This window comes from Bacillus mycoides (assembly GCF_000832605.1).
In the GTDB taxonomy this organism is placed as follows: domain Bacteria; phylum Bacillota; class Bacilli; order Bacillales; family Bacillaceae_G; genus Bacillus_A; species Bacillus_A mycoides.
In genome coordinates, this window is sequence record NZ_CP009692.1 from 2,836,519 (window position 1) to 2,852,009 (window position 15,491).

The 15,491-nt window shown below is 33.2% G+C and carries 17 protein-coding genes and 1 riboswitch; of the genes, 12 read left to right on the top strand and 5 right to left on the bottom strand.

Annotated features, from left to right (window positions below; translation table 11 throughout):
• Positions 1-77: 77 nt before the first annotated feature.
• Positions 78-569, top strand: coding sequence for a DUF2716 domain-containing protein (locus BG05_RS16475; protein WP_002165521.1), 492 nt, complete (start codon positions 78-80; stop codon positions 567-569).
• Positions 570-666: 97 nt separating this feature from the next.
• Here BG05_RS16475 and BG05_RS16480 read toward each other — a convergent pair whose 3' ends face one another.
• The 3 genes from BG05_RS16480 to BG05_RS16490 all read right to left on the bottom strand — a co-directional run bounded on the left by BG05_RS16480 (position 667) and on the right by BG05_RS16490 (position 3,357).
• Positions 667-1,437 (bottom strand): DNA alkylation repair protein, encoded by a 771-nt coding sequence (locus BG05_RS16480; RefSeq protein WP_003190106.1) that lies wholly within the window; start codon positions 1,435-1,437, stop codon positions 667-669.
• A 33-nt stretch (positions 1,438-1,470) separates the two neighbouring features.
• The gene (locus BG05_RS16485) at positions 1,471-1,776 is read right to left on the bottom strand and encodes an iron-sulfur cluster biosynthesis family protein (protein ID WP_002127979.1); all 306 of its coding nucleotides are present in this window, start codon (positions 1,774-1,776) and stop codon (positions 1,471-1,473) included.
• Between the two features lie 114 nt (positions 1,777-1,890).
• A complete protein-coding gene (locus tag BG05_RS16490; RefSeq protein ID WP_002013597.1) occupies positions 1,891-3,357 on the bottom strand; it encodes an amino acid permease in 1,467 nt (488 codons plus the stop codon).
• Between the two features lie 112 nt (positions 3,358-3,469).
• Positions 3,470-3,662, bottom strand: a riboswitch (Lysine riboswitch).
• Positions 3,663-4,046: 384 nt separating this feature from the next.
• Between BG05_RS16490 and BG05_RS16495 the strand changes: the two genes are divergently transcribed.
• A complete protein-coding gene (locus BG05_RS16495; RefSeq protein WP_002127978.1) occupies positions 4,047-4,496 on the top strand; it encodes a GNAT family N-acetyltransferase in 450 nt (149 codons plus the stop codon).
• A 40-nt stretch (positions 4,497-4,536) separates the two neighbouring features.
• Here BG05_RS16495 and BG05_RS16500 read toward each other — a convergent pair whose 3' ends face one another.
• On the bottom strand, positions 4,537-5,439 hold the full coding sequence (locus BG05_RS16500) for a sulfite exporter TauE/SafE family protein (protein WP_002127976.1): 903 nt from the start codon (positions 5,437-5,439) through the stop codon (positions 4,537-4,539).
• Between the two features lie 207 nt (positions 5,440-5,646).
• Here BG05_RS16500 and BG05_RS16505 point away from each other — a divergent pair, with 207 nt between their 5' ends.
• The 9 genes from BG05_RS16505 (at position 5,647) to BG05_RS16545 (ending at position 13,450) form a co-directional block, all read left to right on the top strand.
• The gene (locus BG05_RS16505; RefSeq protein WP_033734114.1) at positions 5,647-6,444 is read left to right on the top strand and encodes a VOC family protein; all 798 of its coding nucleotides are present in this window, start codon (positions 5,647-5,649) and stop codon (positions 6,442-6,444) included.
• Positions 6,445-6,458: 14 nt separating this feature from the next.
• Complete coding sequence (locus tag BG05_RS16510) at positions 6,459-7,397, top strand: aminoglycoside phosphotransferase family protein (protein WP_002185507.1); 939 nt, start codon at positions 6,459-6,461, stop codon at positions 7,395-7,397.
• 13 nt (positions 7,398-7,410) lie between these two features.
• On the top strand, positions 7,411-8,154 hold the full coding sequence (locus BG05_RS16515) for a metallophosphoesterase family protein (protein ID WP_002013591.1): 744 nt from the start codon (positions 7,411-7,413) through the stop codon (positions 8,152-8,154).
• A gap of 144 nt (positions 8,155-8,298) precedes the next feature.
• Positions 8,299-8,967 (top strand): AAA family ATPase, encoded by a 669-nt coding sequence (locus BG05_RS16520; RefSeq protein WP_016127206.1) that lies wholly within the window; start codon positions 8,299-8,301, stop codon positions 8,965-8,967.
• Positions 8,968-9,010: 43 nt separating this feature from the next.
• Complete coding sequence (locus tag BG05_RS16525; protein ID WP_003190118.1) at positions 9,011-9,553, top strand: GrpB family protein; 543 nt, start codon at positions 9,011-9,013, stop codon at positions 9,551-9,553.
• A gap of 274 nt (positions 9,554-9,827) precedes the next feature.
• Positions 9,828-10,652: a DUF2785 domain-containing protein gene (locus BG05_RS16530; RefSeq protein WP_003190122.1), complete on the top strand. Its 825-nt coding sequence runs from the start codon at positions 9,828-9,830 to the stop codon at positions 10,650-10,652.
• A 107-nt stretch (positions 10,653-10,759) separates the two neighbouring features.
• Positions 10,760-11,746 (top strand): alpha/beta fold hydrolase, encoded by a 987-nt coding sequence (locus tag BG05_RS16535; RefSeq protein WP_003190124.1) that lies wholly within the window; start codon positions 10,760-10,762, stop codon positions 11,744-11,746.
• Positions 11,747-11,780: 34 nt separating this feature from the next.
• The gene (locus BG05_RS16540; protein ID WP_003190126.1) at positions 11,781-12,452 is read left to right on the top strand and encodes a response regulator transcription factor; all 672 of its coding nucleotides are present in this window, start codon (positions 11,781-11,783) and stop codon (positions 12,450-12,452) included.
• Complete coding sequence (locus tag BG05_RS16545; protein ID WP_033734115.1) at positions 12,449-13,450, top strand: sensor histidine kinase; 1,002 nt, start codon at positions 12,449-12,451, stop codon at positions 13,448-13,450. The genes BG05_RS16540 and BG05_RS16545 overlap by 4 nt, the downstream gene beginning before the upstream one ends.
• An 870-nt stretch (positions 13,451-14,320) precedes the next feature.
• On the opposite strand, the gene BG05_RS31100 is transcribed toward BG05_RS16545, so the two are convergent.
• A complete protein-coding gene (locus BG05_RS31100; protein ID WP_000283272.1) occupies positions 14,321-14,458 on the bottom strand; it encodes a hypothetical protein in 138 nt (45 codons plus the stop codon).
• A gap of 320 nt (positions 14,459-14,778) precedes the next feature.
• On the opposite strand from BG05_RS31100, the gene BG05_RS16550 reads away from it, so the two are divergent.
• Complete coding sequence (locus tag BG05_RS16550) at positions 14,779-15,486, top strand: alpha/beta hydrolase family protein (protein ID WP_002168106.1); 708 nt, start codon at positions 14,779-14,781, stop codon at positions 15,484-15,486.
• The last annotated feature ends 5 nt before the right edge of the window (positions 15,487-15,491 follow it).

Below are 15,491 nucleotides of genomic sequence, written 5' to 3' on the forward strand. Positions count from 1 at the left end.
TTGCGAGAATAATTATTTATATATTCGGGATAATCGAGTGAAAATCCTTTGAACTATAAAGGGAAGGTAGATATTTAATGAAGAATTGGATTGAGTTTACAGACAAAGAGTACGACCGAATATGGGATAGGGTATATAGTGATTTTGAGTTTTCACCAAGTATGTCTATATTCCCATCATTTAAGGTGCCAAGTCCTTTTATAACATATGATATTTCTCATTACTTTGGAGAATCGGTAGATTTAAATGTATATGACGATCTGGAAGAAAAAGCATTACTAGTTTTTAAAGAGAATACAGTATCGAATGAATATATAATGGCACTTGATTGGCAACATGAATGTTACTGGGTAAATTCACATTTAAAGTTCGATAGAAATGAATTTGATGAGTGGACAATCCCGATTTTTCCAACTGGAGATTACTATTTCTTTATTCAGAAGGACTTTAAGTGGGGGTATTTAGGGCATCCGTGGGAGGAGAGTATAACGATATTTGGAAAAGAATTAATAGATGCTTTTGATCAACATAAACCGGAAATGTTTCATAAGATTTTAAGGCAGGGTTAATGTTTAAAAGAGAAAAAACGTTTATACTTCCAAATGAAGTATAAACGTTTTTATTATTAGCTGTTTTCATATAGATTGTTGCTTTCTTTACAAATACTTAAAAATAAAAATCTTTTGGTAAAGTGCCATTTTTTATCACCGTTCTTAATCCATGTTTCATAATCCAAGGATTAACAGGATGGTTTTTATCGAGTAATTCTCGCAACCATCGAAAAACGAGTTCTTTATCTTCTTTCGTAATATCATTAATGTGATTGGCTACAGATTTTTGAACATAATTAGAAGGGTCATTCATTAATGGCTCAAGAAGCTTTAAATTATTTCTGAAGTCACCTTTCAAAGCTCCTATTTTTTTTGCCCAAGGAAGTCTTGGCCTAGTACCTTCTGAAGCTAATCTTCTAATGTGGCTGTTTTCATCACGTAACCATTGCTGCAATATGTCCAAGGTTTCTTCATGGTATTTTTCAAGATAAGGACGAATGGCATATTCAGCAGTATTTCTTTTTGTTATTTCATACATTGCGTTGAATGAGGAGTCAAAATCGTTAAGCCCATATTTTTCAACGTATTTTGCGATAGGCATATACATATAACCCTTTGTAAATGTGCCGACTTCTGTTGGATTTTCTGGTCCTAATGTTTTCAGTAATATATGTATTGCTTCATTAAAATCTTTTTGTAATGCATTGTGTAATTCATCTGCTATTACTTCTATACGTTGCTTTAACTCTAAATTTTCAACTTTATATGTTACGGTAGATACAAAGTTTCTTTTAGAGAAATTAGGATCGTGTTTACAAATAGAATCAGCCATTTTTTCTGCTAATTCTTTGTTAAATAAAAATTTTAACGGAACATATTTGCCCATTTTTTCACCCCATTGGTCGGATAAAAACAATGTTTATTTTTTAATCGACAATCCATACACCAAAGTCTCACTAGGAGTCGTAATACTAAAACCTGTCGTCTTATAATCAAGTTTCACCGTATCACCAGTGTAATCTGTCGTGAATGAATCCATTTGTACGATAAGCTCCGCATCTTCATATACAACATCATCCGCATTATATGTATCCCAAATTAAATCGACATCAACGAAAATACTGCAAGAGTTTGTCATAGTTCCTCTAATGCGAATGATCTTTTTGTCTTCACGTACTAGTCTATGTATAGCTGCTTTTGCTTCATCAGTAATACGAATGTTCATGTAATCCCAACCTTTATTTATATTTCCTCTATTATTGCAAAAACAGGAGAAATAGGGAAGGGAGAAACATTGCATTAAAAAAACGAGCAAACAATTTTGTTTGCTCGTTTTACTTTATTTCAGTTCACATTTATCAAGTGGAATGACTTTCGTTTTCTTAGTAAATTTATAACCTAACCATAGTACTAAGAAGAGTGGTAAACCGATGTAAGAAACGAGTACACCGTTCCAGTCGATAGATGCTCCTGTAAATGCTCCGTAGTTTTGACCTAAAATAACAATAACACAAAGTGTAAATGCAAAGATTGGACCGAACGGGAACCATTTCGCTTGATATGGTAAATCTTTCAAATCTTTCCCTTGTGCAATATAGGCTTTACGGAAACGGTAATGACTAATAGCAATCCCTACCCAAGCAATAAATCCTGACATCCCTGAAGCATTTAATAACCAAATGTATACAACACCGTCACCGAATAAAGAAGCGATGAAAGCGACGCTACCAACTACTGATGTTGCGATTAATGCGTTAACAGGTACACCGCGGCTATCTAATTTCCCTAAGAACTTTGGTGCTTTTCCTTGGCGAGCTAAATCCCAAAGCATACGAGTTGATGCATACATTCCAGAGTTACCAGCAGAAAGTACTGCAGTTAAAATAACAGCGTTCATAACAGAAGCAGCGAAGGCAACGCCCGCTTTTTCAAATACAAGTGTAAATGGACTTACTGTAACATCACTTGCTGCAAGGCTTTCAGTCGTATAAGGAATTAATAAACCGATAACGAGAATTGCTAAAATATAGAATAATAAAATGCGCCAAAAGATAGAACGAATTGCTTTCGGAATATTGCGTTCTGGATCAGCAGTTTCACCAGCAGCTACTCCTAATAATTCAGTTCCTTGGAATGAGAAACCAGCAGCCATAAATACACCGATAATTGCCATGATGCCGCCATTAAATGGTGCATCTGCAACAGTGAAGTTTTTAAAGCCAACAGATTCGCCGCCCATAATTCCAAAAATCATCATAAAACCGACAATTAAAAAGATAATAATAGTAACTACTTTAATAAGTGCGAACCAATATTCAGATTCACCAAAACCTTTAACAGATAAATAGTTTAAGAGAAAAATAATAGCTAAACAAAGTCCACTCCAAATAAGAGAAGGGGTATCTGGGAACCAAAATTTCATAATTAATGTTACGGCCGCTAGTTCAGCTGCAATCGTAATCGCCCAGTTATACCAATAGTTCCATCCAAGTGCAAAACCAAGTGATGGATCAACAAATTTTGTTGCATAAGTACTAAAAGATCCAGTAACAGGCATGTAAGCCGCGAGTTCTGCTAAGCTTGTCATTAAAAAATAAACCATAATTCCAATTGCGGCATATGCGACTAATGCACCGCCAGGACCAGCTGAATGGATAACACCACCACTGGCAAGAAATAATCCGGTACCGATTGTACCACCGAGAGAAATCATCGTAAGGTGACGAGATTTTAATCCGCGTTTTAATTCACCTTGTCCTTGTGTAGTTTGCGTTTTAGAGGTAGATTGATTTGTTGCGCTATTCATGTTCAACACTCCTTTTCTTGTAGGTTAGGAAGGAGCGGGGGAGAAAAATACAAAAAACCGCCAAAGGAATTAGGCGGAACGTTTCACAAATAACCACCCCATCATACCCTTCCGTTAAGATAGCACACCACGTTTACACGGTAATTTTGTAAACGTGACAGTTCTGTTCCTTTCGGAGACAGCCCCAGCTCATATTTCCAGAGAAGAAATATAAACTTCGGCAACTTTTCCTTTCAAACGGAGTCAGTGACATTCGCTGTGTCTCGTCCATTTTACTTTTAAAAATCGCAACCTCTACCTCATCGGATTGATGAGGATTTATATATTGCTAAGATATTTAATATATGGCAATTGTAATGACTTTCTGAATATATTGCAAGGAATTTTGTTAGGAAAAGTCAAAAAATATCGGTTATTGTATAGGAAACGCTTGCAAAACTCCACCCGAACCTACTATTATGTAGCAATAAGCAAAGAAAAAATTGTTATACAAATGTTTCGCAAAAAATATTGAAAAACCCTTTAAAATTAAAAGAAAATTCAGAAAATATAATTCGACATAACTATCAGAAGGGGATTATTCCTTAAATTCGTTTCAAAGAATAAGTATAAATTCGATAAATAGAATGAATATTCTTTTTATTTCTGATAAAATTGAGGTATTGTTTAATTGAAAAGGGGATATCATTATGAAATTAGAAACGGAAAGATTATATATAGTACCGTGTACAGAAGAATGGATTCAAATTGCGGATAATCAAGGATACAATAGTGGTCCGCATATTGTAGGACATATAGAAAATATGAAACGAGATGCGGCTTCATTACCGTGGGGACCGTGGTATGTTATTCGGAAAGAGGATGATGTTGTTCTAGGTGATATAGGATTTAAAGGGAAACCGAATGAGCAACATACGGTAGAAATTGGTTACGGATTTATTGAGAAATATTGGAATAAAGGGTATGCAACAGAAGCAGTTAGTGAATTAATGAAATGGGCTTTTCAAACAGGGGAAGTGGAAACGATTATAGCGGAGACACTCCTTGATAATTATAGCTCTATTCGTGTCTTAGAGAAATTACATATGAAAAGAGTAAATAGTACTGAAACGATGGTCAATTGGAAAATAGAAAAATAAAAAATACCGCTCGAAGTAAATCGGGCGGTATTATTATTAATTATGGTAGCATTTGTTTTTGATCTTTCGGATAGCCGGCTGTCGATACGTTAGAACGATTGGAATGATTACGAACAGCAATAAAAATAGATATAATAACGACAAGACCAACTGCAACGTAAGAAAGTGAAATAATAGTTGGATCTACTTTAAATGTAGTAAGCAGTGTACGTATATTCGTAAAGATAATAAGTCCGCCAACGAGTACGCCAAGTAAATGAGAAGGAACGATGCGTACTAACCATGCGGCGATTGGTGCGGCAACAATACCACCAAGCATGAGGGCAAATACCCAAACCCAGCTTACTTGTTCCCAGCCAAGTGAAATGAAAAAGCCAATCGTTGCAGCGAGTGAAACAGGAAATTCACTCGTATCTACAGATCCAATAACTTTTCTAGCTTCATTTCCTCTTGCAAGAAGAACAGGTGTCGTAATCGGCCCCCAACCACCGCCGCCAGTTGAATCGACGAATCCAGCGAATAAGCCAAGTGGTACAAGTTGTTTAGCAGACATACGCTTATTTGAAGAAACAATTTGTTTTTGAATGATGAATCGTAATAAAATATAAACCCCTAAAGTAAATAAAAATATGGAAATGTACGGTTTAATTACATCACCAGGTAAATTGCTTAAAAAACATGCCCCAATAAATGCGCCAATTGCTCCTGGTAATGTAAGTCTGGAAACTGTATATTTATCAACGTTTCCAAATTTGATATGAGATGCACCAGAAGCGGCGGTTGTAACGACTTCAGCTAAATGAACTGATGCGGAAGCTACAGCTGGTGCGATACCAAACATTAATAATAGTGAGGTAGACGTTACCCCGTACGCCATACCAAGTGCGCCATCAATCAATTGAGCGAAAAATCCAATAATAGCAAAGACAATTAATTTCTGCATAAATAATCCCCCTGTAATAATAAATGAAAAAGACACTTTTCCCGTATGAGAAAAGTGCCTTTGGTTTTTCCAATCAGCAATAATTAAATTTGTTTTATTATAATACACATTAATCGTATAAATCAACTGGGTTTTAAAGTTTTTTGAATTGAACGAAAGAAAAATAAAATATACAATAAAAGGATGGAGAGAAAGGGGAGAAAGACTATGTTAGCATTTGATCATCTCGTTCACGCAGTGCATTGTACACCGGAGGAAGCAACAAAACAAATGCAGGAGCATGGATTTCATACTGCATTAGGCGGTGAGCATACGACTTGGGGTACTTGGAATAGTTTATGTTATTTTGATTTATCATATATAGAATTTTTAGCAGTTCAGCATGAAGAAAAAGCGAAAGAAGCAGAAAATCCATTAGTACAAGAAACAGTGGTGAAATTAAAAAATGGAGAAGGGATGCTACAAATCGCAATTCGAACAGATGCAATTGAAGAACTAGCAGTTAAATTTAGTAAGCACGGCTTACATATGATAGGACCATTTGAAGGGAAACGGATGAGAAAAGATGGCCGGCTTTTAGAATGGAAAATGTTATTTGTAAAGCAAGAAGAGAATGGACCGAAATTACCATTCTTTATACAGTGGAATGAAACGGATGAAGAAAGAAGAAACGATTTACGTAAAATAGGGACGATCACTGAACATAAAAATAAAGTACAAGAAATTGAAACGATTCATTATACGGTGAAAAATGTTCGAGAAACAGTGCGGAAATGGAAAGAAGTAATGGAGCTAACTGCAAATTCAATCATACAAAATGAAGAATGGAATGCTGAGTGTCAAAGTTTATCGTTTGGTGATGTTCATGTGCAGTTTTGTGAACCAGTTGGAGAAGGGCTAGTACTAGAACGTTTGAAGCATCATGGCGAATATCCATTTGCAGTGGAGTTTAAAGGGGAAAATAAACGAGAGTATGAAGTGTTAGGTAGTTTGTTCGTATATTAATAGAGGTGAGTTTTGTGGAAGAAATGTTAAGAGAGATAGAAAGAAAACTAGAGTGGTCACGTATTGTAAAATGTACAGCTATTACAAAAGGTTTTTCACATGAAGAGAAGTATAAAATTGACCTAGAGAATCGAGAAACTTATTTTGTAAAAGTGTGTGATTCTTCTAATTATGAACGAAAACAAGAAGAATATATGTATATGAAACAATTGGAGTTATTACATATTCCAACGCCGAAGTTAATTCATTTCATAAAACTTGAGGGATTAAATAAATGTGTTCAAGTATTTGAATGGACCCAAGGTGTAAATGGTCAAGAGAGCTTAAGCAAGCTATCGGTGGAAGAACAGTATAATGCAGGAAGAAAAGCAGGGGAAATATTAAAGAGAATTCACTCGATAGAAAGAGAAAGTGCAAGTAATAAATGGGAAATATTTAGGTGGAATAAGTATGAAAGGTACATAGAGGCATTAGCAGATTATGAGGTGAATTTTCTGGATTTGAAGCCAGTATTAACCTTTGTAGAAAATCATAAAGACTTATTGAAAAATCGGCCTATCACATTTTTACACGATGATTACCACCCAGCAAATAGTATGATTCATAATAATGAATTTATCGTTATCGATTTTAGTGGATATGATTTTGGCGATCCAATACACGATTTTTATAACGTAGCGATTTTTACTACAAGAATAAGCAAACCATTTGCGGTTGGACAAGTTCACGGTTATTGCGGAGGCGATCCGTCAATCCACTTTTGGAAACTGTATTCATTATATGCAGCGATGACATTCCCAGCGGATATCGTATGGACAAACCGAACTACACCACATTTAGTAGAGGATATGAAAGAAAGATTGAACCGAATTATAGAAGATCATAATCATTTTTCATCTTATATTCCAAAATGGTATCAATCACAACATGAGGATATAATAAACAATAAATAACGGAGGGATTCATTTGGATAAAATTGCGGTAATTTCAGATATACATGGTAATATTCCGGCATTAGAATCAGTACTGAAAGATATTAAATTAAGAGGAATTGAACGTATTATTTGTCTTGGAGATTTAGTAGGAAAAGGTCCGCATTCTAGCGAAGTAATTGAAATCGTTCGTAAAGAATGTGAAGGAACCGTAATGGGAAACTGGGATGATTTCATTACAAAACCGACTGAATTTGAAGCGTTAAAATGGCATCAAAAACAATTGTCAGAAGAACAAAATGAGTATTTAAGAAGCTTACCATTTTCAATCGAGTTTTATATGAGTGGGAAACTGATTCGTATGTTCCACGCTTCACCGAGAAGTTTGTATGAAAGAATTCAACCACATGCAACAAGAGAAGAGCGTATTAGTATGTTCGAAAATAGTGAGCTCACAGAGAATATAGAAGGGGAAAGAAAACCAGATGTCGTTTGTTACGGTGACGTTCATCAGGCGTATGTGCAAAATTTTAGAGGGAAAACGTTATGTAATGCTGGTAGTGTAGGTAATCCACTTGAAATTACACAAGCTTCCTATTTAATTTTTGAAGGAACATACAATGAAAAAGAAGCAGCAAGCTTTTCCATTCAACTCGTACGTGTACCATATGATATTGAACTAGCCATCAGACTAGCAGAAGAACTCGATATGCCAGAAATTGAAGAATACAAACAAGAGTTACGGACGGCTTTATATCGAGGGTTTAAGGGGAAATAAGGAAAATATAAATCAATAAAAATATATCTATCATAACTTAAAATATATCAACGATTTTTTTAAATATATCGATTTACCAACAAATAGCGATGAATTTAATTTACTGCAATTATATTATGTAAACAATATACAGGAGGGAATGTCATGCTCCGAAAACAATACATGAAAGAAATTGCTGATCATATTTTAAATTTAAATTTAACTCATCCAACAAGAGTTGGAGTGAGTGGTATTACAGCTTCAGGAAAGACAACATTTGCAAACGAACTGGCAGAGGAAATGAAAAATCGGGGAGTACAAGTAATACGCGCCAGCATTGACGATTTTCATAACCCTAGAGTGATTCGCTATACACAAGGCAAAGAATCAGCAAGAGGGTATTATGAAGATGCACACGATTATACAGCTTTCAAAGAAAGGCTATTAAAACCTTTAGGACCTAACGGGAATTTACAGTATGAAACGATTTCTCATAACTTAATAACGGACATCCCTGTACATAATACGCCGCTAGTGGCCTCGCCAAATATGGTGCTAATAGTAGATGGAACATTTTTATTGAAAAAAGAAATTGAGTATCTATTTGACTATAAAATTTTCATAGATACAGATTTTGAGATTGCGAGAAAACGTGGTGCAGAGCGCGAGACTGAGGCTTTTGGAAGTTATGAAGAAGCAGAGAAAATGTTTATAAACAGATATCATGCGGCTTGTAAGATGTATATAGATGAGCATAATGCGAAAGAATGTGCAAATGTTATATTTCAGAATAGTAATTTTGATGATCCGGTAGTTGTATTTAAAGGAATTTAAAATCTTTTATATAACAAAAAGTTCGTGAAAGGGGATGCGTCGGGTGGATAAAAAAGATAATCCGAACGATTGGCCTGTATGGGCGAATGAGTCAGTAGAGATAGTTAATGCAAATCCTGATTGGCAAGATAAAGGCCGATATGAAGAACGGCAACTTTATGAACTGCTTACTCCTCTCGGTATTAGAAAAGTAATACATATAGGAAGTACATCCATACCTGGTTTACCTGCAAAACCTATCATTGATCTAATGGCTGAAACAGACTCATTTGATAGAGTGCTCGATATTTCAGCAAAATTGGCTATATATGATTGGCATTATGTAGGCCCGGAATTAGATGAAAGACCTTGGAGAAGGTTCTTTGTGAAAGTGAAGAATAATAGGCGTGTAGCTCATCTGCATTTGATGGTTAAAGGAACTGAACGATGGGAGCAACAACTTTTATTTCGTAACCGCTTACGAGAAAATCCACAATTAGTTTATGATTATTCAAATCTAAAGCAAGAGTTAGCAAAAAAGTTAAACCAAGATAGAGAAGCATACACAAAAGCTAAAACAGAATTTATTAAACAAGTTCTAAAATGATTTAATTTTTGATTGTAACTACGTTTGAATATAAATGAAAAAAATACTTTATTTTATAGCCTAAACTTACATGAAATGCATGTAAACAAAGTGAGAAGCTTTGGTGTTCCAATGTATTTCCTTTTATTTCTCGGGAGAAATTTATATAATTGAATCAAGTTCATAGAAAGATAGGGACTAAAACTATATTAAAAGTCGACTTAATTTATGAGGGGAATTACAGGGGATAAGGCGAAAATAAGTTAAAAAACGTAAAAAGGGGACAGGGAATATAATGACAGAAGTGCTAGAACTAAAAGAAGAATTACAACAAATTCAAAATAATAATTATGCTGTGCCAGAAGACGTAGACGCATATCCATATGCACAGTGGATGTTAAATTATATCGGATCACCTGATGCTGAATTACGTGATGATTTGATTTATAGTACGCTTCACAAATGGATTACAAATGATGTATTTAGACAAAAAGAATTACGAGGATTAATGTTACAAGCAATTAGTCCTGATTATTTATTTTATAAAATTGGTGAAAAGGGCACAGATTCTGTTTTTAAACGTGCGTTCTCTGTTTTAATTCCACCACTTATTTTATCTGTTCATGAAAGAGAACCATTGTTATCTGAAGAACAACTGTACAGTGTAGCAGAACAAGTTCTGGAATATGTCTATTTAGAAGAAGATGTAAGGGGTTACGTAGAAGGAAAAGGCTGGGCGCATTCTACTGCACATGCGGCAGATGCACTAGATGCTTTAGCACGTACAATACAAAATCGTGAGTTTTCATATGCAATACTAGCTGCTGTTCGTCAGAAGATTCGATTGAATGACTACGTATACATACACTTTGAGGATGAGAGATTAGTAACGCCAATTATGTCGTTGCGTAACCAAAATATTTTAACTGAAGAAGAGTGGAGCAATTGGCTACATAGTATAGCAATTGTTGAAGATATCCCACATCCTCAACATGATATTTTAGTACAAAATATTAGAGCTTTCTTAAGAAGTTTATATTTCAGAGCTTTAGAGAAAGAGGGCGCTACTGCCTTTATAGATGATATATTGGAGACTTTGGAGAAATTGCGTAGGTATTAAAAATGACCAATACTTTAGAAACAAAGAGAAAATAATAATTTTCAAAAATTTATTAGAAATTTATTTTTACATTGTACCCTTTCAGTATAAGTTGAAAGGGGTGTCAAATGAAAAAATTATTGAAGATAGGAAAGATTATATTTTTTGTGTGTATTAGCATTATTTTTCTTGGAATAGGCGCTGTATTTATATATCATAACTATCAATTAAGAATGGAATCGAAATTAATTAATAATGAAGGTGAACTTGTTAATTTCAATAATAAAAATGTGAATGTTTATAATGAGGGGAGCGGGAAGGATACGTTTGTATTTATGGCCGGATCTGGAATTGCCGCTCCTGTTTATGAATTGAAAGGCCTATATAGTAAATTTTCGAAAGAAAACAAGATTTCTGTAATTGAGAGAGCTGGTTATGGATACAGTGATGTTTTTCATGATGATAGAGATATTGATAAGATATTAGAACAAACGAGAAAAGCGCTTATTAGAAGTGGAAATAAACCTCCCTATATTTTAGTGCCACACTCTCTATCGGGTATAGAGGCTATTTATTGGGCACAAAAATACCCAAGTGAAGTAAAAGGGATTATTGCGTTAGATATTGGTTTACCTAATCAGTACGTAACTCATAAAATAGACGAGGTTGATTCATTAAGAATAAAAGGAATGAATATTTTAACGAAAATTGGTTTTCAGCGATTAGTTCCTTCTATTACTTATAATCCCGAAGTAATTCAGCAATCCTTTTTAACCGAACAGGAAAAAAATATTTATAAAGCGCTCTCATATAAACAAGCTTTTAATGATGATATGAAGCAAGAACTTTTACAAAGTTACAATAACAGTAACAAATCTAATTCCTTATCATTCCCAAAAGAAACACCAATTTTATTTATAGATGCGATTGCTAGGGAAAATAAAAACTCGAAATATACAAAGCAAAAAAACAGAGATTATGAGGAGTTTGCTAGCAAGTTATTGATAGCTGATGTGAAAAAAATTGAAAGTACACATAGTATTTATTTACACGCTCCTGATGAAATATACAAACTTGCTACGGATTTTATTAATAATAAAGTAGTGAAGAACTAAGCTATTGTTATTTTAGTGATGGAAGGTCTACATAATGAAAGAATATAACATATTAATTGTTGAAGATGATTTGATGATAGGAGATTTATTACAAAAAATTTTGCAGCGTGAGAAGTATAAAGTGTATTGGGAGAAAGAAGGAAAGAATGTTCTTGATGTAATTCATGAAATAGATTTAGTCATAATGGATGTTATGTTACCAGGTGAAGATGGTTATCAAATTACAAAGAAAATAAAAAATCTAGGATTAAATATTCCAATCATATTTCTATCAGCTCGGAATGATATGGATAGTAAACTAAAAGGTCTTATCATTGGAGAAGAATACATGATAAAACCTTTTGATCCTCGAGAATTATTGTTAAGAATTCAGAAAATGTTAGATAATCAATATGGTACTTTCACGCAAATTAAACATTTATTTATAGATGCAGAATATAAAAGGGTTTTCATTAATGGTTTGCGTGATGAAGTTGTGTTTACAGCGATTGAGCGTAAAATATTTTTCTATTTGTATGAAAATAGGGATAGAATTCTAACAAAAGAACACTTCTTTGATTACTTATGGCAACTCGAAGATAGAAATCAAAATATCATGAACGTACATATAAAGAAAATTAGGACCAAAATCGATGATAAAACAGGTAACATTATTCAGAACATATATGGAGAAGGGTATAGATTAAATACCTTTATGAAGAAATGAAATTAAAGAAGAAATATCAGTTACTACTATTCTCCGCTATTGTTAGCGTACCACTGTTATTGTTGTCGATTAGTATCTTTGTATCAGTTATTTATAATGTTGTCTTTAAAACTAAAAACAAAAACATTCCTTTTCACGAATCCTTTGCATATCCTACTATGTTAATCATATTTTTATTATCACTATTAGTATTAGCTTTTTTATTTTCAAAATCGATTAACTCATTATTAAATAAAATTAATGTATTAAATCAAACGATTCGAGATTTAGCAAGTGATAAAAAAATCCCTAATATAATAGATGTCAAAATCGATGATGAGATGGGGGAACTGATTAAATCAGTAAACTTGCTTATAGAAAGAACGACTTATCGAGAATTAGAACTACAACAACAGGAACAAATAAAAAAAGAACTATTAAATAAATTACGGCATGATATTAATACACCCTTAACTGCGGTTAGATTACAATTATATTATTTAGAAGGTGAGTACGAGGAACAAGCACCAGTACTTGAATCACTGTATGAGCAGATACAATATATAAGTAATTTAACTAACGAATTTAATATTCAATCTACAGAGACCTTAGAGAATACTTATATTGTGAACGATGAAGTGAATATACATAATTTAATAGAAAATATGATGAAAAAATGGAGCTATTTGTATAGCATTCATAAAATTGAATTAGTATATAATCCACAAGATAAAGAGTTGATATGGGATAGTAATGAGTTATGGATTCAAAGGCTATTCGATAATATTTTTCAAAATGTGCTTAAACATTCACAAGCTAAAAAACTCAAAATCATTATAGATGAAGATATTGTTTCCTTTAGAGATAATGGAATTGGCTTTGATATAAATGTCAAAGGAACGGGAATAGGATTAAAAAATATTGAAGATATATCAAAGATGTTCAATATAAAATACACTTTACAATCAAATAGTGAGGGGACGATGCTTTCTTTTAAAAACACTCAAAAAAATATATAAATTTCATTTTGAATTTCTAGTTTAAGTTTTATTAATAACGCCTATCATGTCGTTACGGAACCCAAACCTTTTTACTGAAGCAGAGGGGGATACTGCCTTTACAGATGATATATTGGAAACTTTGAAGAAATCGCGTAGGTTTTAAAAAAGGGGGAATATTTGGTCCATCACTCGATCCCATCATAAATGAGCATTTCAGCAAAGAATAAGAATTAAAAAAACGATCTTTTCTGTAGGTTCCTACAAAAAGGATCGTTTTTGTAGTTAAATTGAAATTTCAGACTAAATAAGATTGCTGTTAAAATAGAATGTTGATTTCTGCCGAGTGCTTTGGAATTTATGCAGTACTTCTGTCTTTTCGAGAAGATTTCTTTCTTCAAGTTTTGTTGCAATAAAACGATATATTACTTTTATTAGACTAGAAAAGAGCACTTCCATCTTGATAAGAAGTTTATAAATAATAAATTATTGCTGATAAGATAAATACAAATAATACATAGTTAAATATTTTCGCTGTGCCATTCATTATTTTCACTATATTACTTAATAATCCAATTGTACAAAGACTGAATATCACCATTGTGGATCCTATAAAGTCAATTGAATAACATTGATATATAGATGTTATATTTTAAACAATTTATATAAAATTACAATAATTTAATGTGAATTATTTTCGTATCAAAGGGTACACCTTTTGAAGTGGCGTGATTTCTATGAAAAACAATGTGTCAAAAAGTTGGAGATAACATTTTGAAGTAGGGGTACCTCCACATGCCCATCAACCTAGCAGAAGAGCTTGTCCCAAAAATGATAAAAACGAACTTTGTTTCTACAAAAGACATAAAACAATAAACACGTACTTCATATTTACTTTTGTTGTGGACGATAAAAAGCATCTACCAATTGATTATACTCGCTTCTTGAAATTTCTTTATTATATAGTTTAATTAATAACTCTTTATGCGCCTTCGAAAACGCTATTTTATCAATAAATTTTGGATACATACGATCATTTTCTCCCTGTCTGATAAATTATTCTGTTGAATTCCGTCTATTTTCCCTGAATATTTTAAAAAATAAACCAACAATGTTTTATGAAATATTACATATCGAAATGATTGGACATTTTATAAGCGCTTACTATTACGAAAATGACAACAACCCTTCATTTCTCCTATGAAGAGGGTGAAGCAAAAACATTAAACTATTATATTTAAAGTTTAATCTACATGAATCGACATGGAAAGACTTTTTTAGACGAAATTATACATAATTTTATGTAATTGTACATATCCAAATAAAGTAAAAATGTATTTAAAGTATCATTGGTCTTAATATCTCATGGCACTGGTGGTTCACCATTAGTTTATCGAACGATTGCTCGTCACTTGGCTCGTAACGGATTTGTTGTGGAAATGCTTGAGCATCCATTCAATAATCGAAACGACAATACAGTGGAAGGTACAGTCGATAATCTAACTATTAGGCCAAAACATATTTCTATGGCGATTGATTGGTTCTTTAATAGTGAAGATTTTACAAAGGTTTTAAAACCTGATTCTGTTTCAGTCATCGGACATTCTATGGGAGGATACACAGCATTAGCAGCATCAGGAGGAATATCAACCTCTTTCCCTTATGAGTCTTTTGATGAGAAATCTCATCTTATCAATGTTACACCTGATTACAGAATAAAATCTTTAGTTCTTTTAGCGCCAGCTTCAGTTTGGTTTAAAACAAAAGGGGCTTTGGAAGGCATAAACATCCCTATTTTGATGCTTGTTGGGGAGAAAAATCGATTTACACCTTATTTTCATGCGGAAATTATATTGAACGGGATAACTGACAGTACTAAAATTCAACATAAAATAGTTGAGAACGCAGGACATTTTTCGTTTCTTAGCCCGTTTCCAAAAGAAATGACGAATGCGTCTTTTCTTCCGTCGCAAGATCCACCTGGTTTTAATCGAGAATATTTCCATCATGAACTAAATGAAGAGATTACAGAATTCTTATTAAAGAATATACAATAATAAGA

What these genes read in the sequence shown, in the direction of transcription:
- BG05_RS16535 (WP_003190124.1), top strand. Translation starts at nt 10,760, where the DNA reads ATGAAAAAATTATTGAAGATAGGAAAGATTATATTTTTTGTGTGTATT.
- BG05_RS16500 (WP_002127976.1), bottom strand. Translation starts at nt 5,439, where the DNA reads ATGCAGAAATTAATTGTCTTTGCTATTATTGGATTTTTCGCTCAATTG.
- BG05_RS16505 (WP_033734114.1), top strand. Translation starts at nt 5,647, where the DNA reads ATGTTAGCATTTGATCATCTCGTTCACGCAGTGCATTGTACACCGGAG.
- BG05_RS16475 (WP_002165521.1), top strand. Translation starts at nt 78, where the DNA reads ATGAAGAATTGGATTGAGTTTACAGACAAAGAGTACGACCGAATATGG.
- BG05_RS16490 (WP_002013597.1), bottom strand. Translation starts at nt 3,357, where the DNA reads ATGAATAGCGCAACAAATCAATCTACCTCTAAAACGCAAACTACACAA.
- BG05_RS16520 (WP_016127206.1), top strand. Translation starts at nt 8,299, where the DNA reads ATGCTCCGAAAACAATACATGAAAGAAATTGCTGATCATATTTTAAAT.
- BG05_RS16545 (WP_033734115.1), top strand. Translation starts at nt 12,449, where the DNA reads ATGAAATTAAAGAAGAAATATCAGTTACTACTATTCTCCGCTATTGTT.
- BG05_RS16485 (WP_002127979.1), bottom strand. Translation starts at nt 1,776, where the DNA reads ATGAACATTCGTATTACTGATGAAGCAAAAGCAGCTATACATAGACTA.
- BG05_RS16480 (WP_003190106.1), bottom strand. Translation starts at nt 1,437, where the DNA reads ATGGGCAAATATGTTCCGTTAAAATTTTTATTTAACAAAGAATTAGCA.
- BG05_RS16530 (WP_003190122.1), top strand. Translation starts at nt 9,828, where the DNA reads ATGACAGAAGTGCTAGAACTAAAAGAAGAATTACAACAAATTCAAAAT.
- BG05_RS16495 (WP_002127978.1), top strand. Translation starts at nt 4,047, where the DNA reads ATGAAATTAGAAACGGAAAGATTATATATAGTACCGTGTACAGAAGAA.
- BG05_RS31100 (WP_000283272.1), bottom strand. Translation starts at nt 14,458, where the DNA reads ATGTATCCAAAATTTATTGATAAAATAGCGTTTTCGAAGGCGCATAAA.
- BG05_RS16540 (WP_003190126.1), top strand. Translation starts at nt 11,781, where the DNA reads ATGAAAGAATATAACATATTAATTGTTGAAGATGATTTGATGATAGGA.